Annotated in this window: 26 protein-coding genes and 1 pseudogene; 17 read left to right on the top strand and 10 right to left on the bottom strand. The window is 71.5% G+C overall.

Going from position 1 to position 25,765, the window contains the following annotated elements:
- The first annotated feature begins 89 nt into the window (after positions 1–89).
- Complete coding sequence (gene map, locus LY41_RS04135; RefSeq protein WP_253862457.1) at positions 90–947, top strand: type I methionyl aminopeptidase; 858 nt, start codon at positions 90–92, stop codon at positions 945–947.
- Here map and LY41_RS04130 read toward each other — a convergent pair.
- Complete coding sequence (locus tag LY41_RS04130) at positions 934–1,779, bottom strand: HNH endonuclease (protein WP_253862922.1); 846 nt, start codon at positions 1,777–1,779, stop codon at positions 934–936. The genes map and LY41_RS04130 overlap by 14 nt on opposite strands.
- Here LY41_RS04130 and LY41_RS04125 point away from each other — a divergent pair.
- Positions 1,771–1,895, top strand: a pseudogene (locus tag LY41_RS04125) (helix-turn-helix domain-containing protein); the annotation flags it as partial. The gene LY41_RS04130 and the pseudogene LY41_RS04125 sit on opposite strands and share 9 nt — an antisense overlap.
- A gap of 227 nt (positions 1,896–2,122) precedes the next feature.
- On the opposite strand, the gene LY41_RS04120 reads toward LY41_RS04125, so the two are convergent.
- Entirely contained in the window at positions 2,123–2,800 is a 678-nt protein-coding gene (locus tag LY41_RS04120) for a FadR/GntR family transcriptional regulator (protein WP_253862456.1), read from the bottom strand.
- A gap of 99 nt (positions 2,801–2,899) precedes the next feature.
- On the opposite strand from LY41_RS04120, the gene LY41_RS04115 reads away from it, so the two are divergent.
- Positions 2,900–4,171 (top strand): MFS transporter, encoded by a 1,272-nt coding sequence (locus LY41_RS04115; protein WP_372493077.1) that lies wholly within the window; start codon positions 2,900–2,902, stop codon positions 4,169–4,171.
- Between the two features lie 166 nt (positions 4,172–4,337).
- Here LY41_RS04115 and LY41_RS04110 read toward each other — a convergent pair whose 3' ends face one another.
- Complete coding sequence (locus LY41_RS04110) at positions 4,338–5,738, bottom strand: mycothione reductase (RefSeq protein ID WP_253862455.1); 1,401 nt, start codon at positions 5,736–5,738, stop codon at positions 4,338–4,340.
- A gap of 160 nt (positions 5,739–5,898) precedes the next feature.
- Between LY41_RS04110 and LY41_RS04105 the strand changes: the two genes are divergently transcribed.
- The gene (locus LY41_RS04105) at positions 5,899–7,299 is read left to right on the top strand and encodes a CobW family GTP-binding protein (protein ID WP_308292199.1); all 1,401 of its coding nucleotides are present in this window, start codon (positions 5,899–5,901) and stop codon (positions 7,297–7,299) included.
- Positions 7,300–7,412: 113 nt separating this feature from the next.
- On the opposite strand, the gene LY41_RS04100 is transcribed toward LY41_RS04105, so the two are convergent.
- Positions 7,413–8,906, bottom strand: coding sequence for a cobyric acid synthase (locus LY41_RS04100; protein WP_253862454.1), 1,494 nt, complete (start codon positions 8,904–8,906; stop codon positions 7,413–7,415).
- 98 nt (positions 8,907–9,004) lie between these two features.
- On the opposite strand from LY41_RS04100, the gene LY41_RS04095 reads away from it, so the two are divergent.
- The 4 genes from LY41_RS04095 (at position 9,005) to LY41_RS04080 (ending at position 11,688) form a co-directional block, all read left to right on the top strand.
- Complete coding sequence (locus LY41_RS04095; RefSeq protein WP_372493116.1) at positions 9,005–9,829, top strand: S1 family peptidase; 825 nt, start codon at positions 9,005–9,007, stop codon at positions 9,827–9,829.
- A gap of 180 nt (positions 9,830–10,009) precedes the next feature.
- The gene (locus LY41_RS04090) at positions 10,010–10,459 is read left to right on the top strand and encodes a GNAT family N-acetyltransferase (protein ID WP_253862453.1); all 450 of its coding nucleotides are present in this window, start codon (positions 10,010–10,012) and stop codon (positions 10,457–10,459) included.
- A gap of 99 nt (positions 10,460–10,558) precedes the next feature.
- Positions 10,559–10,846, top strand: a complete 288-nt coding sequence (locus LY41_RS04085; protein ID WP_253862452.1) for an Rv1322 family protein — start codon at positions 10,559–10,561, stop codon at positions 10,844–10,846.
- Positions 10,847–10,926: 80 nt separating this feature from the next.
- Positions 10,927–11,688, top strand: a complete 762-nt coding sequence (locus tag LY41_RS04080) for an alpha/beta fold hydrolase (protein ID WP_253862451.1) — start codon at positions 10,927–10,929, stop codon at positions 11,686–11,688.
- Between the two features lie 45 nt (positions 11,689–11,733).
- Here the strand turns inward: LY41_RS04080 and LY41_RS04075 are convergent, their stop codons facing one another.
- Entirely contained in the window at positions 11,734–12,021 is a 288-nt protein-coding gene (locus tag LY41_RS04075; protein ID WP_253862450.1) for a hypothetical protein, read from the bottom strand.
- Between the two features lie 185 nt (positions 12,022–12,206).
- Between LY41_RS04075 and ctaD the strand changes: the two genes are divergently transcribed.
- From ctaD to LY41_RS04055, 4 genes are all read left to right on the top strand, one after another.
- On the top strand, positions 12,207–13,991 hold the full coding sequence (ctaD, locus tag LY41_RS04070) for an aa3-type cytochrome oxidase subunit I (protein ID WP_253862449.1): 1,785 nt from the start codon (positions 12,207–12,209) through the stop codon (positions 13,989–13,991).
- Positions 13,992–13,993: 2 nt separating this feature from the next.
- Complete coding sequence (serB, locus tag LY41_RS04065; protein ID WP_253862448.1) at positions 13,994–15,223, top strand: phosphoserine phosphatase SerB; 1,230 nt, start codon at positions 13,994–13,996, stop codon at positions 15,221–15,223.
- Positions 15,220–15,981, top strand: a complete 762-nt coding sequence (locus tag LY41_RS04060; RefSeq protein WP_253862447.1) for an aminoacyl-tRNA hydrolase — start codon at positions 15,220–15,222, stop codon at positions 15,979–15,981. The genes serB and LY41_RS04060 overlap by 4 nt, the downstream gene beginning before the upstream one ends.
- 86 nt (positions 15,982–16,067) lie before the next feature.
- A complete protein-coding gene (locus LY41_RS04055; RefSeq protein ID WP_253862446.1) occupies positions 16,068–16,697 on the top strand; it encodes a class I SAM-dependent methyltransferase in 630 nt (209 codons plus the stop codon).
- Between the two features lie 10 nt (positions 16,698–16,707).
- Here LY41_RS04055 and LY41_RS04050 read toward each other — a convergent pair whose 3' ends face one another.
- Both LY41_RS04050 and LY41_RS04045 read right to left on the bottom strand, forming a co-directional pair.
- Positions 16,708–17,058, bottom strand: a complete 351-nt coding sequence (locus LY41_RS04050) for a hypothetical protein (protein ID WP_253862445.1) — start codon at positions 17,056–17,058, stop codon at positions 16,708–16,710.
- 30 nt (positions 17,059–17,088) lie between these two features.
- The gene (locus LY41_RS04045) at positions 17,089–19,191 is read right to left on the bottom strand and encodes an ATP-dependent DNA helicase (protein WP_253862444.1); all 2,103 of its coding nucleotides are present in this window, start codon (positions 19,189–19,191) and stop codon (positions 17,089–17,091) included.
- 148 nt (positions 19,192–19,339) lie between these two features.
- Between LY41_RS04045 and LY41_RS04040 the strand changes: the two genes are divergently transcribed.
- Complete coding sequence (locus LY41_RS04040) at positions 19,340–20,128, top strand: hypothetical protein (RefSeq protein ID WP_253862443.1); 789 nt, start codon at positions 19,340–19,342, stop codon at positions 20,126–20,128.
- Here LY41_RS04040 and LY41_RS04035 read toward each other — a convergent pair.
- From LY41_RS04035 to LY41_RS04025, 3 genes are read right to left on the bottom strand one after another with little or no spacing between them, the layout of a single operon-like run.
- A complete protein-coding gene (locus LY41_RS04035; RefSeq protein ID WP_253862442.1) occupies positions 20,116–21,069 on the bottom strand; it encodes a sugar kinase in 954 nt (317 codons plus the stop codon). The genes LY41_RS04040 and LY41_RS04035 overlap by 13 nt on opposite strands.
- A complete protein-coding gene (locus tag LY41_RS04030) occupies positions 21,066–21,638 on the bottom strand; it encodes a nicotinamidase (protein WP_253862441.1) in 573 nt (190 codons plus the stop codon). The genes LY41_RS04035 and LY41_RS04030 overlap by 4 nt, the downstream gene beginning before the upstream one ends.
- An 18-nt stretch (positions 21,639–21,656) precedes the next feature.
- On the bottom strand, positions 21,657–22,946 hold the full coding sequence (locus LY41_RS04025) for a nicotinate phosphoribosyltransferase (RefSeq protein ID WP_253862440.1): 1,290 nt from the start codon (positions 22,944–22,946) through the stop codon (positions 21,657–21,659).
- A 269-nt stretch (positions 22,947–23,215) separates the two neighbouring features.
- On the opposite strand from LY41_RS04025, the gene clpS reads away from it, so the two are divergent.
- From clpS to LY41_RS04005, 4 genes are all read left to right on the top strand, one after another.
- Complete coding sequence (clpS, locus tag LY41_RS04020; protein ID WP_253862886.1) at positions 23,216–23,500, top strand: ATP-dependent Clp protease adapter ClpS; 285 nt, start codon at positions 23,216–23,218, stop codon at positions 23,498–23,500.
- The gene (locus LY41_RS04015) at positions 23,497–24,054 is read left to right on the top strand and encodes a DUF2017 domain-containing protein (protein WP_253862439.1); all 558 of its coding nucleotides are present in this window, start codon (positions 23,497–23,499) and stop codon (positions 24,052–24,054) included. Before clpS ends, LY41_RS04015 begins: the two co-directional genes overlap by 4 nt.
- A 24-nt stretch (positions 24,055–24,078) precedes the next feature.
- A complete protein-coding gene (locus tag LY41_RS04010; protein ID WP_253862438.1) occupies positions 24,079–25,110 on the top strand; it encodes a P1 family peptidase in 1,032 nt (343 codons plus the stop codon).
- A gap of 92 nt (positions 25,111–25,202) precedes the next feature.
- Complete coding sequence (locus tag LY41_RS04005; protein WP_253862437.1) at positions 25,203–25,724, top strand: M67 family metallopeptidase; 522 nt, start codon at positions 25,203–25,205, stop codon at positions 25,722–25,724.
- Positions 25,725–25,765 lie beyond the last annotated feature (41 nt).

Genomic DNA, 25,765 nt, shown 5'->3' with positions numbered 1-25,765 from the left:
CCGATGCCGCGCTGCCGCGCGACTAGGCCCGCCCGTCTCCCGGCCGCCACCCCCCGATGCCGCGCTGCCGCGCGACTAGACTTTTGGGTATGCCCGTTCGTGCTCCGTTGAAGCCCGGCGTTCAGACGCCGCGTCGTGATGTTCCGTCGTCGATCGCCCGCCCCGAATATGTCGACAAACCCGCTCCGAAGCGGGACGACAGCGGCGCGGTGCGTACCCCCGAGACCATCGAGGCGATGCGGGTGGCGAGCAAGGTCGCGGCGCAGGCGCTGCAGGAGGGCGGCAAGGCCGTCAAGCCCGGCAACACGACCGACGAGGTCGACAAGGTCGTGCACGAGTTCCTGATGGATCACGGCGCGTACCCGTCGACGCTCGGCTACCGGGGCTTTCCGAAGTCGTGCTGCACGTCGATGAACGAGGTCATCTGCCACGGCATCCCGGACTCGACGGTCATCGAGGACGGCGACATCTGCAACATCGACGTCACGGCGTTCATCGGCGGTGTGCACGGGGACACGAACGCGACCTTCCTGGCCGGTGACGTCGACGACGAAGCGCGTCTGCTGGTGGAGCGCACCGAGGAATCGTTGAAGCGCGCGATCAAGGCCGTCAAGCCGGGCAGGCAGCTGAACATCATCGGTCGGGTCATCGAGGCCTATGCCAAGCGGTTCGACTACGGCGTGGTCCGCGACTTCACCGGCCACGGTGTCGGCCCGGCGTTCCACACGGAGCCGACCGTGCTGCACTACGAGGAGCCGAACGTCACGACGCTCATCGAGGAAGGCATGACCTTCACGATCGAGCCGATGATCACTCTCGGCACGATCGACTACGACGTGTGGGACGACGACTGGACGGTCACCACCAAGGACAAGAAGTGGACCGCTCAGTTCGAGCACACTCTCGTGGTGAACGCCGACGGCGCAGAGATCCTCACGCTGCCCTGACTGCGTGCCCTGACTGCGTGCCCTGACTGCCGTCCGGACCGGTGGTTCTGTCGTCGAAGGTCGGCGGTTGTGTCGCTGCCGGCTCTGCTCCCACCGGCTCCGGCCCCTGTTGCGGGTGCCGTCGTTTCATCAAGGCCCTCGGAGCCCGTCGTTCCGGACCGCTCCGTGCGGGACGACGCCGGGTGGGGTGGTGGATCGGTTCGGGTGCGGTGGTGTGCACGGCCCCGTTGGACGTGGTCACCGTGGTGACGCCCGTGTCGGAGTCGTGCTCGATGCGCCACGCGAGGTCGTCCTTGCGGGAGTGATGGTGGTCGCACGTGGGGCTGCCGTTGACCGTTGCCGTGCCGCCACCGTCGGCCCACGGGGTGTTGTGGTCGAAGTCGCACTGCCGGGCGGGGCGGTGGCACCACGGGACGCAGCACTCGCGGTCTCGCACGGCGACCAGGTCCCGGACGAGGGCAGTGGGATGGCGCCGGGTGCGCCCGAGATCGATGGGCCGGCCGGTCCCGAGGTCGCAGAGCACGGCTCGCCAGGTGCTGTGCGGGTTGGTCATGATGTCGCGGGCGATCGGTCCGGGGACGGGTCCGTAGCCGTCGAGTTCGCACCCGTCGTCGGTGATGGTCAGGACGGTGTCGACGGGCAGGTGCAGGTGCACCGCGGCTGCTGTCTCCGGCGTGGTGACTCCGGGGCTGCGGCCGAGGAGCAGGTCGGTGGCGACGTCGGCTCGTAGCTGGTCCAACGTGCGCCCATGGCGGTCCTCTCCGCGGAGTTTCCGCGCCAGAGCATCGATGTGACTCTTGACTGCTGCGGCGCTTTCAGCGGGCACGTCCACGTCAACACCGTGGCCAGTGGCTCGAACGCGTGTCCTCGCTCCTGGGTGAGGACTGGCACCAGCCCGAGCGTGCACTCGAACTCCAGCTCGCGCTGCGGCTGTACCGGCTCGGCTGACGGTGCGATCGTCACCGCGTCCGCAACACGGCCCCTGGAATGCACAACACGGCCCCTGGAATCCGCAACACGGCCCCTGGAATCCGCAACACGGCCCCTGGAATCCGCAACACGGCCCCTGGAACCCGCAACACGGCCCCTGGAATCCGCAACACGGCCCCTGGAATGCGCAACACGGGCTGGGAATCGCGATCCGGGGTTCGTCGGTGCGCCGTCCGCCGGTGCGCTCAGCCCATGTCGCTGTGTGCGTCGAGTTCGGCGAAGAACGCGCACACCTCGGTGGCCGCGCGGTCCGCGTCCTGGGCGACGAGTGCGGCGAGCAGGTCGCGGTGGCCGGCCTCCTCGGGGTGGGGGAGGCCGAGTCGGGTCATCGCTGCGACGCTGGCGACGACGACCTCGGTCAGTCCGCGGTACAGCTCGGTGAGCACGGAGTTGTGCGCCGCTTCGACAGCTGCCTGGTGGAACGCGGCGTCGATGCGGACGTAGTCGTCCATGTCTCCGTAGGCCCACGCGCGGTCGCGGCCGTCGAGCAGCTCGCGGAGCCGGCCGAGATCGTCGTCGGTGCGTGCCGTGGCGGCGAGGCGGGCACCCTCGACTTCGAGGGGTTTGCGTACCTGGAGCACTTCGCGCAGTTCGGTGCCCGCGAGCTTGCGGATCGCGCCGGACACCTCGTTCGTGGCACGCACGTACGTCCCGTCGCCCTGCCGGACCTCGAGCAGGCCGCTGTGCGCCAGCGCACGTATTGCCTCGCGCACGGTGTTACGCCCCACGCCGAGGTCGCCGGCCAGTGCCGCTTCCGTGGGGATGCGCTCGCCGAGAGGCCATTCGCCGCTGCGGATCGCCTCGCGGAGCTGGCCGATCACCTGGTCGACCAGCCCGGAGCGCTGGGGTGCGGACAGTGGCACGGGCGGCACCTCCTTCGGACCGGTCATTCTGCCGAACGCCGATCACGCGACGAAAGGTTGGTTCGCCCGGTCATCCTACCTTTTGTTAGCGTGAAGGATATGGTGAGTTCTTCCGCGGAGTCCCGCGCTGCCGACCCCGACGTTGCGGACGCAGCGGTGGCGGCCGGCTCGGCCGCGGCGCAGCCGGGGCGCTCCCGGTGGCGTGGCGCGGCGGGCGCCGGTGTCGGCCTGCTCGCCGTCGCGGTGGTGCTGGCGGCGATGAATCTCCGGCCGTCGGTGACCTCCGTGGGCGCCATCCTCGACGAGGTGACGCGCACACTCGGCGCGAGCGGCACGTGGGCGGGCGCGCTGACCACGATGCCCGGGCTGTGTTTCGCGCTGGCCGGGTTCGGGGCGCCGTGGCTGGCACGCCGGATCGGACTGTCCGCCGCCGTCGCCACGGCGCTGGCCGTGCTCACCGGCGGGCTGGTGCTGCGCGTGGTCGACGGCCCGTCCGTGGTCCTGGCAGGGACGTTCGTCGCCAGCGCGGGTATCGCGCTGGCGAACGTGCTGATCCCCGTCGTGGTCCGAACCTCCTTCGCCGCCCGCGTCGGCCTCATGACGGGGATCTACACGGCGGCGCTGCAGACCGGGGGTGCGCTGGGCTCGGCCGTCACCCCGCCGCTGACGGAGGCCACCGGCGGCTGGCGGGGCGGGCTCGGCAGCTGGGCCGCCCTGGCTGTGGCGGCGCTGATGCTGTGGTTCGCGGCGACCCGCGGTGGCGGCCTGAACGCGTCGCACGCGGCGCAGTCGGCCGAGCCCCACCGGTCGCTGCTGCGCAACCGGCTCGCGTGGATCGTCACCGGCTTCTTCGGTACGCAGGCGTGCTTCGCCTACATCATGATGGGCTGGATGCCGCAGGTGCTCATCGACGCCGGCGTGGGCCGGACCAGCGCAGGACTGCTGATGGGGCTGGTGTCGCTGCTGGGCCTGCCCGTCAGCTTCTTCGTGCCGCCACTGGTCGTCGCCCGCGGCGGCCTCGGGTTCTGGTCGGTCGCGCTCGGCGTGCTCGGCCTCACGGGACTGACCGGCCTGCTGCTGGCGCCGGGTGCCGCGCCGCTGGTGTGGTCCGTCCTCATCGGACTCGGCATGGCGGTGTTCTCCCTGGCCATCACCGCGATCACGCTGCGTGGACGGACCGGTGCCGACACCGCGTCGCTGTCCGGCATGGCGCAGGGGATCGGCTACCTGCTCGGCGCGCTCGGGCCGTTCGCCTTCGGCGTGCTGCACGATCTCACCGGCGGCTGGACGGTGCCACTGACGATGGTGATCGTCATCGTGGCCACCCAGCTCGTCTTCGGCTGGTACGCGGGCAAACAGCGGTACGTGTAGCGGCGCCTGCCCGAGACGTGGTGCGGGCCCGCGCGAAGCATGATCGTGGGAAGATTCGTGGCTCCCGCCCGCCGGCCCGACCACCGCCCCTCGAGGGCACGCTGACGCGTGGCTGTGTTCATGCCCCGAAGGTGCCCTTGGAGGCATGAACCGGGGGACGGGAGGTTCAGTCGAGCGGCAGGTTCAGCAGGGCGTTCTCGATCAGCTCGGGCATGGCCGGGTGGATCCAGTACTGGCCGCGGGCCATGCTGCGCGCATCGAGGTCGAAGCTCATCGCCTGGATGAGCGGCTGGATCAGCGTCGGCGCCTGCGGGCCGATGACGTGCGCACCGAGCAACCGCCCGGTCGACGGATCCGCGAGCAGTTTCGCGAAGTGCGACTCGTCCTCCATCGCCCAGCCGTAGGCGATGCCGCCGTAGTCCTGCGTCGCCGTCACGTACGCCACGCCCTGGGCCACCGCGTCCCGCTCGGTCAGCCCCACCGACGCGATCTGCGGTGAGCCGAACACCGCGTGCGGCACGAACCGGTGGTCGGCCGCCACGGGCGAGTCCTCGATGCCGAGTTCGTGCAGCAGGTTGTGCTGCACCACGCGCGCCTCGTGGTTGGCGACGTGCTTGAGCTCGGCGGGGGAACTGAGATCGCCCAGCGCGTAGATGCCGTCGACGGCTGTGCGCTGGTACTCGTCGACCGCGACGTGTCCCGACCGCGTCACCGCGACACCGGTCGCCTCGACGCTCAACAGGTCCGCGTTCGACCGCCTGCCGGTGGCGACCAGCAACAGGTCGCCGTCGACGGTCTCGGCGCCGCCCGGGCCCTCGAGGTCCAGCGCGATTCCCGTCTCCGTGCGGCGGGCCTGCGTCGTGGTGCGATTCAGGCGCACGTCGATCCGCTGCGCGGCGAGTTCGGTGTAACGCCGGCTGACGTCGTCGTCCTCCGTGCGCAGCATCGCCCCGGAGCGGGCGACGAGCGTCACGTCGACGCCGAACGCCGAGAACACGTGCGCGAACTCGGCCGCGACGAACCCGCTGCCGAGGATCACCAGGCGCCGCGGCAGCTCGTCGATCCGCATCACGGTGTCCGACGTGTGGAAACCCGTCTCGGCCAGGCCGGGCACGTCGGGCGCGACCGCCCGGCCACCCGCGGCGAGGACGAACCGGTCCGCGGTGATCGTCTCCGGCCCGCCCGCGAGCTCGACGGTCAGCTCCTTGTGCCCCGTGAACCGGCCCTGGCCCTCGTAGACCGTGACGTTCGCGTTGTCGTCGTGTTCGATGCGGTACTCCCGACCGCCTGCGGCGATGGAGTCGATGCGCCCGAAGATGCGGTCGCGGATGTCGCGCCAGCGCACCCCGTCGAGCGTCTCGTCGACCCCCAGTCGCGCCGCCGACGCCGGCGTGGCCGCAAGGTCCGCGGGGTGGACGAACATCTTGGTCGGGATGCAGCCGACGTTCAGGCACGTGCCGCCGAACACGCCCTTCTCGACGACGGCGACCTTCCGGTCGGCGAAGCGCTGGTCGAGGATCGAGTTCCCCGAGCCGGTCCCGATGATGACGATGTCGTAGTGCGGCACGTCGGTACCCTCTCAAGCCGTGGGTTTGCCGGTCTGTCCGCCTACCTCAACCCGTCCCGACGTCCGAGTGTTCCCAGGAGGCCGACGCATGGTTGTGAGCAGTCGGGACCGGCGCAGCCGATCCCGGGCCGGCGCCGCAGGCCGCAGCAGGTCCCGGCGTGTGCCGGTCGTGATTCTCGCCGGTTTCCTCGGCGCGGGTAAGACGACGCTGCTCAACCACCTGCTCGCGGGCACACGCGGCACCCGCATCGGCGTCGTCGTCAACGATTTCGGCAGCGTGAACGTCGACGCGCTGAGCGTGGCCGGGCAGGTCGATTCGACGGTCTCGCTCGAGAACGGGTGCCTGTGCTGCGCGGTCGACGCGAGCGGACTGGATCGGATGCTGTCGACCCTCACCGATCCGGCGGCCGACCTGGACCTCGTCGTCGTGGAGGCGAGCGGGCTGGCCGAACCGCGCAGCCTCGTCCGGCTCGTGCTGGCCAGCGAGGACCCGTATCTCGAGTACGGCGGCCTGGTCGAGCTCGTCGACGCCGCCGAGTTCCCCGCGATGCGCGAGCGGCATCCGGAGCTGGCCGGCCAGGTGGCGATGGCGGACCTCGTCGTGCTCAACAAGGTCGACCGCGCCGCCGACGGGGTCGCGGAGCTGGTCCGTGAGCTGGCGGGTGCGACGCCGGTGCTGCACGCCGAGTTCGGGCGGATCGACCCGGAGTTGTTGTTCGATCGCGTCGACGCCGCCCCGGACGACGGCCCGCGCCAGCTGACGTTCGACGATCTGCGCTTCGAGGAGCCGGGCGCGGGTGACGACGGGCACGGCCACGGCGACTGCGACCACGACCGGGCCGGCGACCACGCGTCGCATGCGCATGCCGTCTACGACACCGTGACCGTCGAGACCGGACCGCTGCACCCGCGCCGGTTCGCCGCATTCCTCGAGACCCGGCCCGCCGGGCTGTACCGGATGAAAGGCACCGTGACCGTCGGTGCGGGCGGCCATCGCGACGCCTACGAGGTGCACACCGTCGGGGCGTACGTCCGTGCGGAGCGGGTGGCGCCGGTCGGCGATCCGGCGAGCAGGCTCGTGCTCATCGGCGTCGGAGTGGACGCCGAGGGCCTGCGCGCCGAGGTCGAGCAGTGTTCGACGGCCGTGGCGGGCGAGGCCGTCGAACAGGACCTGCTGCCGTTGCTGCGGTACGTCGCCGATCCGTCGCGGGGTGCCGGAGATGGCGTGGCCGGCGAGGCTCCGGCCGGCGCTGCCGACATCACCGACAACCTCGACCCCGACGACCCCGACCCCGACGACCCCGACCCCGATGGCCCCGACCCCGACGATTCCGACGACGCCGACCCCGACACTGCCGACTCCGGCACTGCCGACCGTGCGGCTGCCGTCGACACGGTGACTGCTGTGGACACGGTGACTGCTGTGGACACGGGGGCTGGCGTGGGCACGGGGGCTGGCGTCGACCTCGCGGAATCGGAGCCCGCGCCCACCGGCTGTGTCGCCCACCCCGAGGCGTTCGACGGACTGGTCGCGCCGGACGAGGTCGATCCCGAACGGTAGGCAGCGCATGCGGATGGCTACCCGAACCCGCAACACGGCCCCCGGAACCCGCAACACGGCCCCCGGAACCCGCAACACGGCCTCCGGAACCCGCAACACGGCCTCCGGTGGGCTCAGCTCTTCGTGAACCTCAGCGTCGGCAAATCGGTCGGGACGCCGTCGGTGATCAGTTGCTCCAGCGCGGCCGCGTCGACGTTCTCGTCGATGGCGTCGGCCAGGTTGTCGAGCATCGCCTCCCGCCGCTCGGCGAACCCGGGCGCATCGGCGGGAGCCCAGTCCACCCCGGACTGGCGGGCGGCCTCGGTGAGCCAGGCCCGGCGGAACGCGTCGCTTTCGAACACGCCGTGCCACATCGTGCCCCACACCGCGCCGGTGCGGAGGCCGTCGAGGAACGGTTCCGCGGCGTGGTCGCGGTCGTGCCCGGCCACGCCGTGGTGGATCTCGTAGCCGCGCACGTCGTGGCCGCGCCACTGCGCCGACGGCGTGGCGAGCGTCTTGTCGGCGCTGAACGCCACCGACATCGGCAGTAGTCCCAGTCCGGTGGTCTCGGCAGCGGTGGACTCGACACCGTCGGTGATGTCCCCGCCGAGCATCTGGTAGCCGCCACAGATGCCGAGCACCGGCTTGCCCTGCTCGGCGCGGTGGCGGACGGCGGTGTCGATTCCCCGTCGCCGCAGCCATTCCAGATCGTCCACGGTGGACCGCGTGCCGGGCAGGACGGCGATGTCGGCGGCGGCGACCACGTCCGGGTCGGCCGTCACGGTCACGTCGACGCCGGGTTCGGCCGCCAGCGGGTCGAGGTCGGTGGCGTTGGACACGCGGGGGAACCGCACGGCCGCCACCCGCAGGGTCGCGGCCGCACCGGGGGCGTGCCCGTCCCAGCCTGCGATCGCGAGTGCGTCCTCGGAGTCGAGCCAGACGTCCGGCAGCCAGGGCAGGACGCCCAGCACGGGACGGCCGGTCAGTTCGGTGACCGACCGCAGGCCCGGTTCGAGCAGCGCCGCATCGCCACGGAACTTGTTCACCAGGAACGCGGCGAGGTGTGCCTGGTCGGTCTCGTCGACGATCCCGACGGTGCCGGCCAGCGCCGCGAGCAGCCCGCCCCGGTCGACGTCACCCACCACCAGCACCGGCAGGTCTGCCGCGCGGGCGAGGCCCATGTTCACGTAGTCGCCGTCGCGCAGGTTCGTCTCCGCGGGGCTGCCCGCGCCTTCGCAGACGACGACGTCGAACCGTTCGCGCAACTCGTCGAGCGCGGCGAACGCGGCGTCCGCCAGTTCCCGGCGGCCGTGGGCCCAGTCCCCCGCGTGGAGGTCACCCCACGGGGTGCCGCGCAGCACGACGTGACTGCGCCGGTCGCCGCCCGGTTTGAGCAGGACGGGGTTCATCGCCGACTCGGGCTCGACGCCCGCCGCGACGGCCTGGAGCCACTGCGCCCTGCCGATCTCCGCGCCGTCGGCGCACACCATCGAGTTGTTCGACATGTTCTGCGCCTTGAACGGCGCCACCCGCACGCCGCGGCGCGCGAGCCATCGGCACACACCGGCGGCCACTGTGGACTTGCCGGCATCCGAGGTCGTTCCTGCGATCAAGAGGCCACCACGCACGCCAGCACGGTAGTCCACCCGATCCAGCGACCCCGGATTCGGGCATGTGGGCCGTAGCCTTGGCCGGGCCCGACCAGCAGATCTTCGAGGGGGCCGCTATGCCCGTGATGTCCGCATCGTCGTGTTCCGGCCGGTCCGGCCCGGCTCGGCGCGCCCTGTCCGTCCTCGCCGCACTCGCGCTGACGGTACTGACGGGCGCCTCCCTCGTGCCGGCCGCCACGGCGAGTGCGGCGGAACCGTACGTCGTCGGCGGCGACGAGGCGTCGATCACCGACCACTCGTACGCGGTGTACCTCGTCGACGACGACGGCAGGCAGTTCTGCGGGGGCACGCTCACGTCGTCGCGCAAGGTCGTCACCGCGGCACACTGCGCCGCCGCGCTGCCCGCCGACGAACTGGGTGTCGTCGCGGGCAGGCAGGACACGCGGACCGGCCGCGGCATCGAGACCGGTGTCCGTGACGTGTGGATCGCGCCGACCTACGTCGATCCGATGTCGGGCGGCGACATCGCCGTGCTCTCCCTCGACCGTGCCGTTCCGTTCCGCACCGCGGAGATCGCCGACGCGTCCGACGGGGCGAAGTACCGCGCGGGCACGAAGGCGACGGTCCTCGGCTGGGGCCGGGTGGCCGAGTCGGGCGAGCGTTCGTACACCTTGCGTTCGGCCCGCGTGCCCGTCGTCGCCGACGACACCTGCTCGGAGGCGTACGGCGAGTACGACTCCGAGTCGATGGTCTGCGCCGGTTACCCCGAGGGTGGCGTCGACGCCTGCCAGGGCGATTCGGGTGGCCCGCTGATGGTCGGTGACACGCTCATCGGCGTCGTGTCGTGGGGTGACGGCTGTGCCCAGGCGGGCAAACCCGGTGTCTACACGCGCGTGTCGACGTACGCACCGCAGCTGGGCGGACAGGACATCGACTCCTGAGCGACGGGACTCGTGACTTCGCGGGACTCCGGGCCGACGGGACTCCCGACTTCAGGGCCGACGGGACTCCCGACTTCGCGGGACTCCTGACCTGATGGGCCCGGGTCGGCGACCTCGCCCGGCCTGCAGTCCCGCCTTTCGGCGCCGACCGGTCCGGCACGGTCGTGTCACACTGATCCGGTGACCGACCTGGTGACTCGTCGCGGACCGGACCTCACGGCCGCGGAACTGTACGACCTGCTCCGGCTCCGCGTGGACGTGTTCGTCGTGGAGCAGAACTGCCCCTACGGCGAGATCGACGGCAGGGACCTGCTGCCGACGACGTGGCACCTGTGGGCGCCCGGTGAGGCCGGCGGTGCGGGGGCCGCGGGCTGCCTGCGGATACTGGGCGAACCGGGCGGTGTCGCCCGGGTCGGCCGGGTGGTGACGGCTCCGGCTGCGCGCGGTACCGGCCTCGGTGCGCGGCTCATGGAGGCGGCGATCGAGCACATCGGCGGAGCCGAATCGGTGCTCGGCGCGCAGACCTACGCGCGGGGCTTCTACGCGCGGTTCGGCTACGAACCCGAGGGCGAGGAGTACGACGAGGACGGCATCCCCCACGTCGCCATGCGCCGGAAGGCTTGCGCATAGGCCCAGCGCCGGCCGGCCTCCTCATAGGCAGGCCGCCGGACGGCCCGAGCGCAGGACACGCGGGGCGGGGTGCGGTGCGGGATTCGCTACCGTGGACGCATGCCTCGACGCCATCGCCGATCGCGGGACGAGCGCCCGCGTCCTGCCGTGAGCGGGTGGGCGCGTTCCGAGTCCGGTGAGGACGGCGACTGGCTCGTGCGCACCGTTCCGGGTGCGCAGGCGACGAAGATGTACCGCTGCCCGGGGTGCGATCACGAGATCCGCCCTGGTGTCCCGCATGTCGTGGCGTGGCCCGCCGACGAGACGGGATCGGTGACCGACCGCAGGCACTGGCACAACGGCTGCTGGCAGGCACGTGGCCGCCGCGGCCCGGCCCGTCCCCGCTGAGTGATTCGCGGCCGGACAACTTCGCTGCCGAGCGTGCCGTGCTCGCCGAGGTGGCCGGTGATCGGGAAGAATCGGCTGCCATGGCCGACCTTCCCCTTGTCCTCCTGCACGCCTACCCGCTCGACGCGCGGATGTGGAATGCCGTCCGCGTACCGTTGTCGGCCCGTACTCGCGTGATCACGCCCGATCAGCGAGGTATGGGCCGCAGTCCGTTCCCGGACGGCTCGGCTGCGGGCGGCGAGCCGAGTCTCGACGACGCCGCGCGCGACGTCGTGGCACTGCTCGACCGGCTCGAACTCGACCGGGTGGTTCTCGGCGGCTGTTCGATGGGCGGGTACCTGACCATGGCCGTACTGCGAGCCGCGCCCGAGCGGGTCGGCGGGCTCGTGCTCGTCGACACGAAGGCCGGCGCCGACACCGACGAGGCGCGGGCGAACCGGCTGTCGGTCGCCGAGCGGGCCGAGACCGAGGGCGTCGCAGGGTGGCTCGCGGACGCGATGCTGCCGAATCTGCTGTCCGAACACACCCGCGAGCAGCAGCCGGAGGTCGAGGCGCTCGTACGCGAGCTCATCGACTCGCAGCAGCCCTCGGGGATCGCGTGGGCGCAGCGCGCCATGGCAGCGCGGCCGGACTCCACCGCGACCCTCCGCGCCGCGGACGTCCCCGCGCTGGTGCTCGTGGGCGAGCATGACGGGCTCGCGCCGCCGGACGCCGCCCGCGCCATGGCCGACGTGCTGCCGGACGCGCGGCTGGAGACGATCCCGGACGCGGGGCACCTCACGCCGCTCGAAGCCCCGGACGCCGTGGCCGCAACGATCACGGACTGGTACCCGGCGGGCTGAGGTGGACGTCGACCGCGTCACGCTCGCGGTGTCGTTCGGTGCGGGTCACGTCGGCGGTTCCGGTACCGCCGATCGATCGTGACGGACGTAACGCCAGAACGTCACCGCGTCCGCGCCCGTCCCGTGCGGGCCTGCGGGAGGGGCCGACGACGGCGCGGCGACCGGTGCGCCGGCCCGGGCGAGAAACCCGGCGAGCCGGACGTTCCGGGCGAGCGCGGCACCCGGATCGGGCCGCAGCGACGCTGTCGCGCCCGGTGGCCGCGCGACGACGTCCCCCAGTCTCACCAGCAGATTCGAGCCCGAGTCGAGCGCCTCCGGCTCGTCGGCGCGCACTCCGAGTCTGCGGGGCCGTGGCCAGCACGGAGGCGAGGCGCCGCGGGGTCGATCGGGCACTCGTGACGTGATGTTCGCAGCCGCGGGAACCATCGAAACTCGCGACGGCTACGATCTGTCGTAGCCAACGTGGGTCCCCGCCCGTGGCGCAGCAAGGATCGGGGTTCGAAGTGCAGGAGGCAGGAGTGACGGCCGTAGCCCCCCAGCCGATCGCGAAGCGCCCATACCCGGCGCAGAAGTCGGCAAAGGGTTCGTACCTGCTGAGTATGTTCCGGACGACGGATCACAAGCAGATCGGCATCATGTACATCGTCACCTGCTTCGCCTTCTTCATGATCGGCGGAGCGATGGCGATGCTGATCCGTACCGAGCTCGCTCAGCCGGGTCAGCAGTTCCTGTCCCAGGAGCAGTACAACCAGCTGTTCACCATGCACGGCACGGTGATGCTGCTGTTCTACGCGACGCCGATCGTGTTCGGCTTCGCGAACTTCATCCTGCCGCTGCAGATCGGCTCGCCGGACGTCGCGTTCCCGCGACTGAACGCCTTCTCGTACTGGCTGTTCACGTTCGGCGGTCTGATCGCGCTCGCGGGCTTCATGACGCCGGGCGGTGCGGCCGACTTCGGCTGGTTCGCCTACACCCCGCTCTCCGATGCGATCCACTCGCCGGGCGTGGGTGCCGACCTGTGGATCTCCGGCCTTGTCGTCAGTGGTCTGGGCACGATCCTCGGCGCGGTCAACATGATCACGACGGTCGTCTGCCTGCGGGCGCCCGGTATGACCATGTGGCGGATGCCGATCTTCACCTGGAACATCCTGGTCACCAGCATCCTGGTGCTGATCGCGTTCCCGATCCTGACCGCCGCGCTGCTGGGGCTGCTGGCCGACCGCGCGATCGGTGCGCACGTGTTCGACCCCGCCAACGGCGGTGTGATCCTGTGGCAGCACCTGTTCTGGTTCTTCGGCCACCCCGAGGTGTACATCGTCGCGCTGCCGTTCTTCGGCATCGTGACCGAGATCTTCCCGGTGTTCAGCCGGAAGCCGATCTTCGGCTACAAGGGCCTCGTGCTGGCGACGCTGGCGATCGCCGCCCTGTCGGTGTCGGTGTGGGCCCACCACATGTACGCGACCGGCGCGGTGCTGCTGCCGTTCTTCGCCTTCATGACCTTCCTGATCGCCGTGCCGACCGGCGTCAAGTTCTTCAACTGGATCGGCACGATGTGGAAGGGCCACATCACGTTCGAATCGCCGATGCTGTTCTCGGTCGGCTTCCTCGTCACGTTCCTCTTCGGCGGCCTGACCGGTGTCCTGCTGGCCGCGCCCGCCATCGACTTCCACGTGTCGGACAGCTACTTCGTCGTCGCGCACTTCCACTATGTGCTCTACGGCACGATCGTGTTCGCCACATTCGCCGGCATCTACTTCTGGTTCCCGAAGATGACCGGCCGGATGATGGACGAACCGCTGGCCAAGCTGCATTTCTGGCTGACATTCCTCGGCTTCCACGGCACGTTCCTCGTCCAGCACTGGCTGGGTGCCGAGGGCATGCCGCGCCGCTACGCCGACTATCTGGCCTCTGACGGCTTCACCACACTCAACTCGATCTCTACGATCGGTGCCTACGTGCTCGGTGCCTCGACGCTGCCGTTCATCTGGAACGTCTTCAAGAGCTACCGGTTCGGTGAGCTCGTCGACGTCGACGACCCGTGGGGCTACGGCAACTCGCTGGAGTGGGCGACGTCCTGCCCACCGCCGCGGCACAACTTCACCGAGCTGCCGCGGATCCGGTCCGAACGGCCGGCGTTCGAGCTGCACTACCCGCACATGATCGAGCGGCTCCACTCCGAGGGGCACATCTCGTTCACCGGTAAGACGATCGACAACCCGCATGCCGAGGAGGCGCCGTCACAGGTGGCCACCAAGACTGACGTGCCGGGCGACCACGACAAGGACAACGCGAGCGAACAGTGAGTATGACCAGCACCCCAGTCCTGATCACCGCGACCGGACCGGACAAGCCGGGCGTATCGTCCGTCCTGTTCGCCGCGCTCACCGCACACGGCGTCGAGGTGCACGACGTCGAGCAGGTGGTCATCCGCGGACGATTGGTGCTGGGGGTGCTGGTCGCCGTCGACAACGATCCGGAAGCGCTCCAGGAGGCCGTCGAGCAGGCCATGGCGACGGTGTCGATGTCGATCGACGTCAAGATCGGCGACGAGATCGGCAGTGACCCGTTCGCGCAGGGCGCGCAGGATTCCACCCACATCCTGACGTTGCTCGGCAGGCCGCTCACGGCGCAGTCGATCTACGCGGTCGCGGGCAAGCTCGCGTCGGCCGACGCCAACATCGACGCGATCCGGAGCATCGCCGACTACCCGGTGACCGGTCTCGAAGTGGAGCTGTCCGTCGAGAAGGACACTCCGGAGGCCGATGCCGAGCTGCGCTCGATCCTGGCCGACTTCGCCAACCGCGGCGGCCTCGACGTCTCCATCCAGCGGTCCGGCTTGTCGCGGCGGGCGAAGCGGCTCGTCGTGTTCGATGTCGACTCGACTCTCATCCAGGGTGAGGTCATCGAGATGCTCGCCGCGCACGTCGGGGTCGAATCCCAGGTGCGGGAGATCACCGAGGCCGCGATGCGCGGCGAGATCAACTTCACCGAGTCGCTCGAACGGCGCGTCGCCCTGCTCGAAGGACTGCCCGAGACGGCGATGGACGAGGTGGCCGACACGATCGAGCTCACCCCCGGCGCCCGCACCACGATCCGCACGCTCAAGCGACTCGGCTTCCAGTGCGGTGTCGTGTCCGGCGGCTTCATGCGGATCATCGACCGCCTCGTGGACGACCTGGGGCTCGACTTCGCCGCGGCGAACGAACTCGAGGTCGTCGACGGCAAGCTCACCGGCCGCGTCGTCGGCGACATCGTCGACCGGCCCGGCAAGGCGAAGGCGCTGAACCGGTTCTCCGACGAGTTCGGCATTCCGGTCCAGCAGTGCGTTGCCGTCGGTGACGGCGCCAACGACATCGACATGCTGTCCGCGGCGGGCATGGGCATCGCGTTCAACGCCAAACCGGCGCTGCGCGAGGTGGCCGACGCCGCGCTGTCGTACCCGTATCTCGACGCGATCCTGTTCATGCTCGGCGTGACGCGCACCGAGGTCGAGGCCGCCGACGCGGCCGACGGCCTCGCGCTCGCCCGGCCGTGACCGGGTTGCTCGCCCCGCTCGCGGCGCGCTACGCGTCCTGGCTCGGCCTGCCCGCGGCCGACACGGCCGTCGTCGAGGCCGAACCCGCCGACGTGCGGGCCATGCCGGTGATCCTCCGGCTGGAGAAGGCCGCGCCGCCCGCACGCACGCCGCTGCTGGAGGCGGCGGCGACCGCCGCACTGGCCGTGTGCCTCGACGAGCGGTGCACACCCGGTGGGCCCTGGCACGAACCGATGCGGGATTGGCTCGCCGGCCACATCCGCAAAGTCTCGCGCCGGGCCAGGGGATCGCACTGGGACGCCGTACAGGCACTGCCCGGTGTCACCGTGGACGTCGACGGCGCGCAGGTGCGTGCCCTGCTGCCGGGGCGCGTGTCCGAGGTGCCCCCGGAAGTCTCACGCCTGCAGGTCGCGGGCACCGACCTGCCCGCGGACGAACCCGGTTCGGCGCCGGAGGACCGCCCGCTGCTGCTGTTGAACCCCGACGTGCCGATGACCGCGGGCAAGGCGGCCGCGCAAGTCGGGCACGCCACGATGCTGCTGGCCGCCGTGCTCGGCGACGCGGAACGCGAACGCTGGCGCGGCCGCGGCTTCCGCTGCGCCGTGCGGACGGCCACACCCGCCCAGTGGGCCGACCTCGCCCCGGGTGATCCGGCCGCGACGTGGCGGGACCGGGGCGTGATCGCCGTGCGCGATGCCGGCTTCACCGAGATCGCTCCCGGCACGGTCACCGTGCTGGCACAGGCGCGGGGCGTCTGAGCCGCCGGAGACCCACGCCGAGGACGTTCTTGCCGTTTCCGCAAGGAAATTGGCGTGATTGAGCCACCCGTGGCACAGTCACGGACGTGGAGGCGACCTTCGACCGTGACTTCTGGGAGCACCGCTGGGACCGGGTGGCACGCGACCATCCGGAGGCGGTCGCGAACCGCCCACCCAACGCACATGTGATCACCGAGCTGGCCGACGTGCGCCCCGGCGTGGCACTCGACGCGGGATGCGGTCACGGCGCCGAGGCGCACTGGTTGTCCGCGGCAGGCTGGCGGGTCACGGCGGTCGACTTCTCGCCCACGGCCCTCGACGTGGGCCGGTCGACGGCCCGCAGGCTCGGCGCGGACATCGCCGAGCGGATCGAGTGGCGCGAAGGTGACCTCGCCACGTGGAGTCCGCCGCAGCGGCACTACGATCTCGTGGTGTGCCTGTACGTGCACATCGCCGGTTCGGTCGCCGAATTCGTCACACGGCTGGCGCGGGGCGTCGCCGCAGGCGGAACGCTGCTGCTCGTCGGACATCGGCCCGTGGATCCGGAAACCGGCGCGGACACCGCGGCGGCCGGACAGGTACAGGTCTCGGTCGAGGAGACGGCCGCGGCACTGGATGCACTCGGCGGTTGGCGGATCGACGTGGCCGAGGAACGCCGGCGCGCGGCCGAGGGAAGCGGTGTCGACGCCGTGATCCGCGCCGTCGCGCCCGAATGAGGGACGGGTCTCAGGCGCCGGTGTCGCCGCCCGCCTTCCACACGACGTAGGCCTGGTCGGCGTCGGTGGTCATGGCTTCCACGAACGTCTCGTGGTCGAACCCTGGCAACGTCTGCAGCCGCTCGATGAGCGCGTCCGCCGCGGGGTCGCCGCTCGGCACGGCGGTGCCGGTGCCGTCCGCGGCCGCGAGCATCAGGAAGACGTCCTCGTCCGACAGTCCCTCGGGAATCACACGGACGACCACGGCGGCGAGGTCGTCCCAGTCGACCCGCTCCTCGGAGCCGTCGGCGAGCTGCCGCCGGACACCGGTGTCGTCGACACTGACGGCGCGGGAATGGGCGGTGGAGGAATCAGGGGACACGAACTCTCCCTCGGGTTTCGGGGTTGTCGTTCACGGTAACGCGGTGGGCTTCGCCGCCCGGTTCGGGGCGGCCGCGTCGAGCCGGGTGAGCGCCTCGCGCGCAACGGCGGGATCCTGCGTTGGCCAGAACGGCGGAATCGAGGCGCGCAGAAAGCCGCCGTAGCGCGCGGTCGCGAGTCGCGAGTCGAGCACGGCGACGACTCCGCGGTCGTCCGACGTGCGGTGCAGCCTGCCCGCGCCCTGGGCCAGCAGCAGCGCCGCGTGCGTGGCCGCGACGGTGAGGAAGCCGTTGCCGCCCTTGGCCTCGATCGCGCGCTGCCTGGCCGAGGCGACCGGATCGTCGGGCCGCGGGAACGGCAGCCGGTCGACGATCACCAGCTGCAGCGACGGCCCCGGCACGTCCACGCCCTGCCACAGCGACAACGTCCCGAACAGGCAGGTCCGCGGCTCCTCGGCGAACTGCGACACCAGCGTCGACGTCGCATCGTCGCCCTGGCACAGGATGTCGTAGGGCAGGCGTTCGCGCAGCTCCTCGGCGGCCCGTTTCGCGGCGCGCATCGAGGAGAACAGCCCCAGCGTGCGCCCGCCCGCGGCGTCGATGAGCGCGGCGATCTCGTCGAGTGCGGGCTCGCCGAGGCCGTCGCGGCCCGGCGGCGGCAGGTGCTTGGCGACGTACAGGATGCCGTTGCGGCCGTAGTCGAACGGCGAGCCGACGTCGAGTCCGCTCCACCGCAGGCCGTCGTCGGCATCGTCGGCCGGGGCCGGCTTGTCGGTGGCGGTGCCCTCGTCGGCCGGTGCGGGTGTCGGTTCCGGAGGCAGGCCCCACTGGCGGGCGAGCGTGTCGAACCGGCCGCCGAGTGCGAGCGTCGCCGACGTCAGGACCGTCGTCGAGCGGGCGAACACGCGCTCGCGCAGTAGACCTCCCACGGCCAGCGGCGCGACGTGCAGCGACGGCGGACGCGGGGACGAGGAGTACGTGTCGTTGGAGACCCACACGACGTCCGGCCGGTCGGCCTGGTCGGCGTCGAACGCGTCGAGCAGCCGTACCGCGGTGTCGTGCACCTCTTCGACGGCCGACCGCGCCAGTTTGCGCGCGGTGGCCTCGTCGACGTCCTCCTTGCGCTCGCTGCCCAGCGCGGTCAGGCAGGTGTGCGCGGCGTCGCGGACCACGGTGACCGCCCCGCCGAGCGCCTGCGGCATCGTGTCGAGCCGCCCCGCGGGCAGGTCGTCGAGCACGAGCGCCAGGCCCTCACCGGCCTCGAGGAGGCGGTCGGAGGTGTCGGCGTCGATGATGCGGCCGCAGCGCCGGGTGGCCGCCGAGACGGCCGAGGCCGTCAGCTCGGCCGTGGCCGCCGACGTGACCCGGTCGACCAGTTCGTGGGCCTCGTCGATGACGACGAGGTCGTGTTCGGGCAGCACGCGCTGTTCCTGGAGCGCGTCGATCGCCAGCAGCGCGTGGTTGGTCACGATGACGTCGACGCGGCCCGCGTCGGCACGCGCCTTCTCGGCGAAGCAGTCGTCGCCCACGGGGCAGCGCGCGGCGCCGAGACATTCGCGGGCGCTGACCGACACCTGCCGCCACGCCTGTTCGGACACGCCGGGTACGAGCTCGGTGCGGTCGCCGGTCTCGGTCTCCGAGGACCACTCGTGCAGCCGTTTCACCTCGCGGCCGATGCGCGAGACGGTGAACGCGTCGAACAGCCCGCTGTCCTCGGGTTCCTCGGGTGCGCCGGAATGCACGCGGTGCATGCACAGGTAGTTGCGCCTGCCCTTGAGGATCGCGAACGTCGGTTCGCGCCCGAGCGGCTTCTTCAGTGCTTTCGCCAGCCGGGGAAGGTCGCGGTCGACGAGCTGGTTCTGCAGCGCGATCGTCGCGGTCGACACGACGACCGTGGTGTGCTGCTGGACGGCGTGGCGGATCGCGGGCACGAGGTAGGCCAGCGATTTGCCCGTGCCGGTGCCCGCCTGCACGGCGAGGTGCTCACCGGTGCGGATCGCCCGCGTGACGGCTTCCGCCATGCGGACCTGGCCGTCGCGTTCGGTGCCGCCGACGGAGTCGACGGCGTCGGCGAGCAGCTCACGGACCCCGGCAGGCTCGCGGGTCTTCTGCAGGGTGCTGATCTCGGCGGGCACGGAGCGCCACCTTACCGATGGGGGCCGACGATTCCGGGCACGACCGCGTGGTCACACGGCCGGGTGGTGTGCGGTAGTGCGGGTCAGGCTGTCGCACGCGGCTGCCGATGTCGGGTATGCGCCAGGCCACGATTCGGGAGGACGTCACATGACACGCACGCGCACCGCACGCCGAGCAGGCCGACTGTCGGCGGCCGGGCTCGCCTCGCTGGCGCTGACCGCCGCACTCGCCGTGCCCGCCCAGGCCCAGCACGCCGGGGCCCAGCACACGGGATCCCAGCACGCCGGGGCCCAGCACGCCGAGGGCCGGGCCACCGCGGCTCAGGACGTGGAGACTCAGGCCGTTCAGGGCCGCGATTCCTGGGAGCCGACGTCGACCGGAGCGGTGGGCATGGTCGACGTGGTGCAGGACGGCACCGACGTGCGGGTCGGCCCGATCGCGGCGTGCCACGTCGACGGGGAGAACGCCAACAGCACGCCGGGTATCGCGGTCGGCGAGGACGGCGACCTGGCCAGCTACGGCCGGGGCGAGACGTCGTGCGTGCGTGAGGGCGGCCAGGCACACGCGGAGGTGTCGGGGAACCGGTTCTCGACGGCCGTGCTGGAACCCTACGGCGGCCCGAAGATCCGCGTGCGCTCCTACACGGCGTCCTGTCACACGACCGACAACGGCAGCGCGTCGTCGATGTGGCTCTCCGGCGTGACCGGGTTCGACGTGCCGGAGGACATCCCGCCGAACCACGAGGTGCTGATCCCCGGCGCCACCGAGAACGACCCGCCGCTGGCGCGCATCGTGCTCAACGAGTTCACCGCGCCCGAACCGCCGGACGGCAGCCTGGCCATGTCGGCGATGCGCATCGAGCTGTTCCCCGAAGGCGGGCCGGTCACCGGCGACATCCGCGTCGGCTCGTCGCGCTGCGCCCCCTACGGCGACTGACGCGCGAGCCGGTGCTGGCGGGGCAGGTCCACCAGATCGGCGCGTTCCGGCAGGCTGTCGGCGCCGCCGGGCACGGTCATCGCCGCTGCCCGGCACGCCGCGGCGGTGCGCACGCGCCGGTCGGCGGGCTCACCCGCCACCAGGTCCGCGAGATAGCCCGCGACGAACGCCTCGTCCGCGGCGTCCGGGTCGATCTCGTGCACCGGGTAGGACGGCACGTCGTAGCGGACACCCAGGCTCTCGGCGACCGCGCCGCGCGGTCCCTGCGTCACGATCACGTCGTCGGGACCGAGCCGGGCGAGTTCGGCCACGAGGGAGTCGGCGTCGCCGTCGAAGCCGAGCAGCCGGGCCTCGTCGGTGCGGGCGAACACGACGTCGGCGTGCGAGACGAGGTCCAGGAGCGTGTCGCGGGCGTCCTCGGGATGCCACAGCGCCGGCCGGTGATCGAGCGACAACGACACGGGCACGTTCGCTTCGCCCGCGATCTCGGCGGCGGCGAACGCGGCGTCGTCGGCCGTCTCGGACAGTGCCGCGGTGCTGCCGGACAGGTGCAGCACGCCCGCTCCGGCGATGAGGTCCTCGCGCAGGTCCTCCGGTGCGATGCGGGTGCCCGCGCTGCCGGTGCGGTAGAACGCCGACCGGTTGGCGTCGCGGGAACGGAAGTCCCGCAGCACGAGACCGGTGGGCGAGTGCGCATCGGTGACGGCCGCGGACGTGTCGACGCCCTCCTCGCGCAGGCGGGTCAGCACGAGCGCACCGGGCTCGTCGGCGCCGATCCGGCCGGTCCACGCCGCGCGGGAACCGAGCCGGGACACGCCGACGGCCACGGTCGCCTCGGTGCCGGCGATGCCGACGTCGACGGTCGTCGCGTGCCGGAGCTTGCCCGTCGAGGTGCGGAAGGACGCCAGCGCCTCGCCGAACGTCACCAGGCCTGGGCTCACGCGCCGACCCGGGGAGTGCCGACGATCTCGACATCGGCGTCGACGAAGTCGGACAGCGCCCGTTCGGTCGTCTCCACCGCGACGCCTGCGGTCAGGTCCGCCAGTACGCGCACCGTGAACCCGGCCCGTGCGGCGTCGAGCGCGGTGGCACGGACGCAGTGGTCGGTGGCGATCCCCACGACGTCGAGTGCCTCGATCTCACGGGAACGCAGCCAGTGCTCGAGCGTCTCGCCGGTGTCGGTGGCCGATTCGAAACCCGAGTAGCCGTCGCTGTACTGGCCCTTCGAGAACACGGCGTGCACCGGTCCGACGTCGAGTGCCGGATGGAAGCTCGCACCGGGTGTGCCGGCCTCGCAGTGCCGGGGCCAGGACGTGACGAAGTCCGGCTCGTCACTGAAGTGCGCGCCCGGGTCGATGTGGAGGTCGCGGGTGGCCGCGACGCAGGCGTAGCCGCCCCGGCGCAGCAGTTCCGACACCTCGCCCGCGACGGCCGTGCCGCCCGCGACGGCGAGCGCGCCTCCTTCACAGAAGTCGTTCTGTACGTCCACGACGATCAACGCAGTGCCCATGACCGCCTCCTGCTCGTCTCAGCTGAATGTCGTCGGGATGGCGGGCTCGCCCCGGGAGAGCTTGAGGCCTTCCCAGGGCAGGCTCACCATGGCGCGGCGCAGTTTCGTGCGCGCGTCTTCCAGTGTGGGCAGGTCGCCCGCCGTTCTGCCCGCCCGCAGCAACGGGATCGGCAGCACCCGGTCGTGCTCCCCGAGCTCCGGTGGCGCGTCCGCGGGGTGCACCACCTCCTCCAGCGCGGTGCCGGTGGCCTTGTGCCTGCGTACCGCCGACTTCCTGCCACCACGGGACGCCTTGTCCTCACTGCGCTTGGCCACCGGGCGGCCGTCGACGTCGACGAGTTTGTACACCATTCCGGCGGACGGCGCGCCGGATCCGGTCACAACGGACGTTCCCACGCCGTAGGCGTCCACCGGTTCGGCGCGCAGCGCGGCGATGGCGTGCTCGTCGAGGTCGCCGGAGACCGTGATCCGCGTGTCCGTGGCGCCGAGGTCGTCGAGCTGTTCGCGGGCCTTGCGCGCGAGCACGCCCACGTCGCCGGAGTCGATGCGGACCGCGCCGAGTTCCGGGCCGGCCACGCGGACGGCCGTCTCGATCCCCCGGGTGATGTCGTAGGTGTCGACGAGCAGCGTCGTGTCCGGACCGGCCTTGGCGACCTGTGAGCGGAACGCGGCCTCCTCGCTGTCGTGCAGCAGGATGTAGGCGTGCGCCGTGGTGCCGCGGGTGGGGATGCCGTAGCGCCTGCCCGCCTCGAGGTTCGACGTCGTGGCGAAGCCGGCCAGGTACGCAGCCCTGGCTGCGGCCACCGCGGCCAGCTCGTGGGTGCGACGGCCGCCCATCTCGATGATCGGCCTGCCCGAGGCGGCACCCGACATGCGCGCGGCGGCCGAGGCGATGGCCGAGTCGTGGTTGAGGATCGACAGGATCAGCGTCTCGAGCACGACCGCTTCGGCGAAGCTGCCGCGCACGGTGAGGATCGGTGAACCGGGGAAGTACAGCTCGCCCTCGGGGTAGCCGTCGATGTCGCCCGAGAAGCGGTAGTCCGCCAGCCAGGACAGCGTCGTCGAGTCGACCACGGCGGTCCGCTCGAGCTGGGTGAGCTCGGCGTCGGTGAACCGGAAGTCGGCGATCGCGTCGAGCACCCGGCCCGTGCCCGCCACCACGCCGTAACGCCTGCCACCGGGAAGCCTGCGCGCGAAAACCTCGAACACGCAGTCACGGTCGGCCGACCCGTCGGCGAGCGCGCTGCCGAGCATGGTCAGTTCGTAGTGGTCGGTCAGCAGTGCCGTGCTGGGGCCGATCTGTTCCATGCCGCAGAACCTATCCGCGAGCGGGTGGGCACCACCGTCGTGGGTGCCGACACCGGGGTGCGCGCATCCCGCGCCGGCGTGTCGGTCCCGCGCCGGCGTGTCGATGAGGGGTGGTGGGTAGGCCGACGGGTGGGGGAGGTGATGCCCCGAAGGGCACCGTCGTGGCACTCGACGCCCCGAAGGTGCCCTTCGGGGCGTCGGACACGGGTGACGCGGGACTTGCGGGGTTCCGGGTGGGGCGTTACGGCGGGCGTGCCAACATGGAGGGCATGACGACGCCGGTCGAGGCCGAACAGACACTCGGCGAGGGCACCAGCGCCGGGGACCAGCCGTGGCAGACGATCGTGTGGAACGACCCGGTCAACCTGATGTCGTACGTGACGTACGTCTTCCAGAAGCTGTTCGGGTACAGCCGTGACCACGCCACGAAGTTGATGCTCGACGTCCACCACAAGGGTCGGGCGATCGTCACCTCGGGCAGCAAGGAGAAGGTCGAAGGCGACGTCGCGAAACTGCACGCGGCGGGCCTGTGGGCGACGATGGAGCAGACGTGAAGAGCTGGCGGCGCAAGGGCGGGCGCGTGCTCGGCGGGTTCGAGCAGCAGGAGGCCGCCGTGTTGCGGGGCCTGGTCGGCCAGATCGACGACATGCTCCGCGCCCGCGTCGAGGAAGCGCCGCAGGACGAGCTGGCGGAGCTCACCGGCATCAAGACCGGCCCGTCGGAGGGCCCGGACGACCCGGTGATGGGCAGGCTGCTTCCGGACTTCCACCGGCTCGACCCCGACCAGCCGTCGCAGGAGGACGTCGACTCGGCCGCCGCGCTGCGTTCGCTGCACGAGCCGGAGGTGCTCGAGGCCAAGCTCGGCGTCGCTGCGGAACTGCTGACCACGCTTCCGCCCGAGGGCGGAAGCATCAAGCTCACCTACGAGCAGGCCGATGCCTGGGTGTCGGCGCTCAACGACGTCCGCCTGGCCCTGGGTACAGCGCTGGACGTCGGCGACGAGATGCCCGAGGAACTGCCGGAGGACGATCCCCGTGCGTCACATCTGGGTATCTACCACTGGGTGACCTGGGTACAGGAAAGCCTGGTGCAGACCCTCACCGAATAGCGCGACGAGGAGCGGAGGGCCGTCATGCCGGGGGAGTTCAACGCGATCACGGACGTGCCCGGTGTGCTCGTCGGCCATCACCAGCGGCTCGGTCGCGGCTGGGCCACGGGCGCGACCACGGTGCTCGTGCCCGGGCAGGCCGTCGCCGCGGTCGACCAGCGTGGCGGAGCTCCGGGTACGCGCGAGACCGATCTGCTGGCGCCCGAGAATCTGGTGCAGCGGGTCGACGCGATCTGTCTGTCCGGCGGCAGTGCCTACGGACTGGCTGCCGCCGACGGCGTCGTCCGCTGGCTCGGTGAGCGGGGGCGTGGCTTTCCCGTGGGAACCCGCCCGTTCGAGGTGGTGCCGATCGTGCCCGCCGCTGTCGTGTTCGACCTTCCCCGCGGCGACTGGGGCAACCGTCCGGATGCGGCCTTCGGTTACGCCGCGTGTGAGGCGGCCACCGCGGGTCCGGTCGCCCAGGGCACGGTGGGTGCCGGCACGGGCGCACAGGTCGGGTCGCTGAAGGGCGGCGTCGGCACGGCGAGCGAGCGGGTGGGCGAGTTCACGATCGGCGTGCTGGTCGTGGTCAACGCTGCGGGAGAGGCGGTGCGCGCCGGCACGGGCGAGCCGCGTGCCGCCGATCACGGGCAACCGGGCGAGTTCGGCCTCGTGCGGTGGCCACACCGCGCTGTCGACCTCGGCGCCGGGGTGGAGCGGGGCGACCTGAACACGACGATCGGCGTGGTCGCCACCGACGCGGAACTGTCGAAGGCCGAGGCGCGCAGGCTGGCCGTCGCCGCGCAGGACGGCCTGGCTCGCGCGGTGCGGCCCTCGCACACGATGTACGACGGGGACACCGTGTTCGCGCTGGCCACGGGTGCGCGGGAACTGACGGAACAGGAGGGCAGGCTCGGCGGGCAGCACGAGGCTCGGCGGGCCGCGGCGCTGGACCGGCTGTGCTCGGCGGCTGCTGACGTGTTCACGCGGGCGATGGTCCACGGGATGGTGGCCGCCACCTCCGCGGGCGGCCTGCAGGCCTACCGTGATCTCTGGCCCGAGGCCTTCGGCGACTGACGTCCCCGGTCAGGCGGGTAGTGGCCGCCTGCGGGAGGGATGGGCCACAGCCGTCGTCTCACACTGTGAACGCACTTCATTCAGTCAGTAAGATGGGTGTCGTGCTTCGGATTCGCCGTGACCATGTCGACGCGATCGTCGCCCACGCCCGTCGTGACCACCCCGACGAGGCCTGTGGGGTCATCGCGGGGCCCGACGACGGCCGCGACACCCCGGAGCGTTACATCCCCATGGTCAACGCGGCGCGCTCGCCGACGTTCTACGAGTTCGACTCGGGCGACCTGCTGAAGCTGTACCGCGAGATGGCCGCCAACGACGAGACACCCGTCGTGATCTACCACTCGCACACGGCCACCGAGGCCTACCCGTCGCGTACCGACATCGCGTTCGCCTCGGAGCCTTTCGCGCACTACGTGCTGGTGTCGACACGGTCCGGCGACGTCGCGGACTTCCGGTCGTACCGGATCGTCGAGGGCGAGGTCACCGAGGAGCCGGTCGAGATCGTCGGGGAGGCAGGCGCCGAGAGCCCGGCGATCCGGCTGGGCCCGGACGTCACGCCCGTCGAGTCGTACATGTTCGCCAACACCGGCAGCGACGACGTCCCCGACGCCTGATCGCGGCCCGGCGTGGTCCGGGTCACACGCGGAATTTTCCC

This window comes from Prauserella halophila (assembly GCF_024171895.1).
GTDB classification, from domain to species: Bacteria; Actinomycetota; Actinomycetes; order Mycobacteriales; family Pseudonocardiaceae; genus Prauserella; species Prauserella halophila.
The sequence above is the reverse complement of the archived record's forward strand: the minus strand, read 5'-3'. Positions and strand labels throughout refer to the sequence as shown.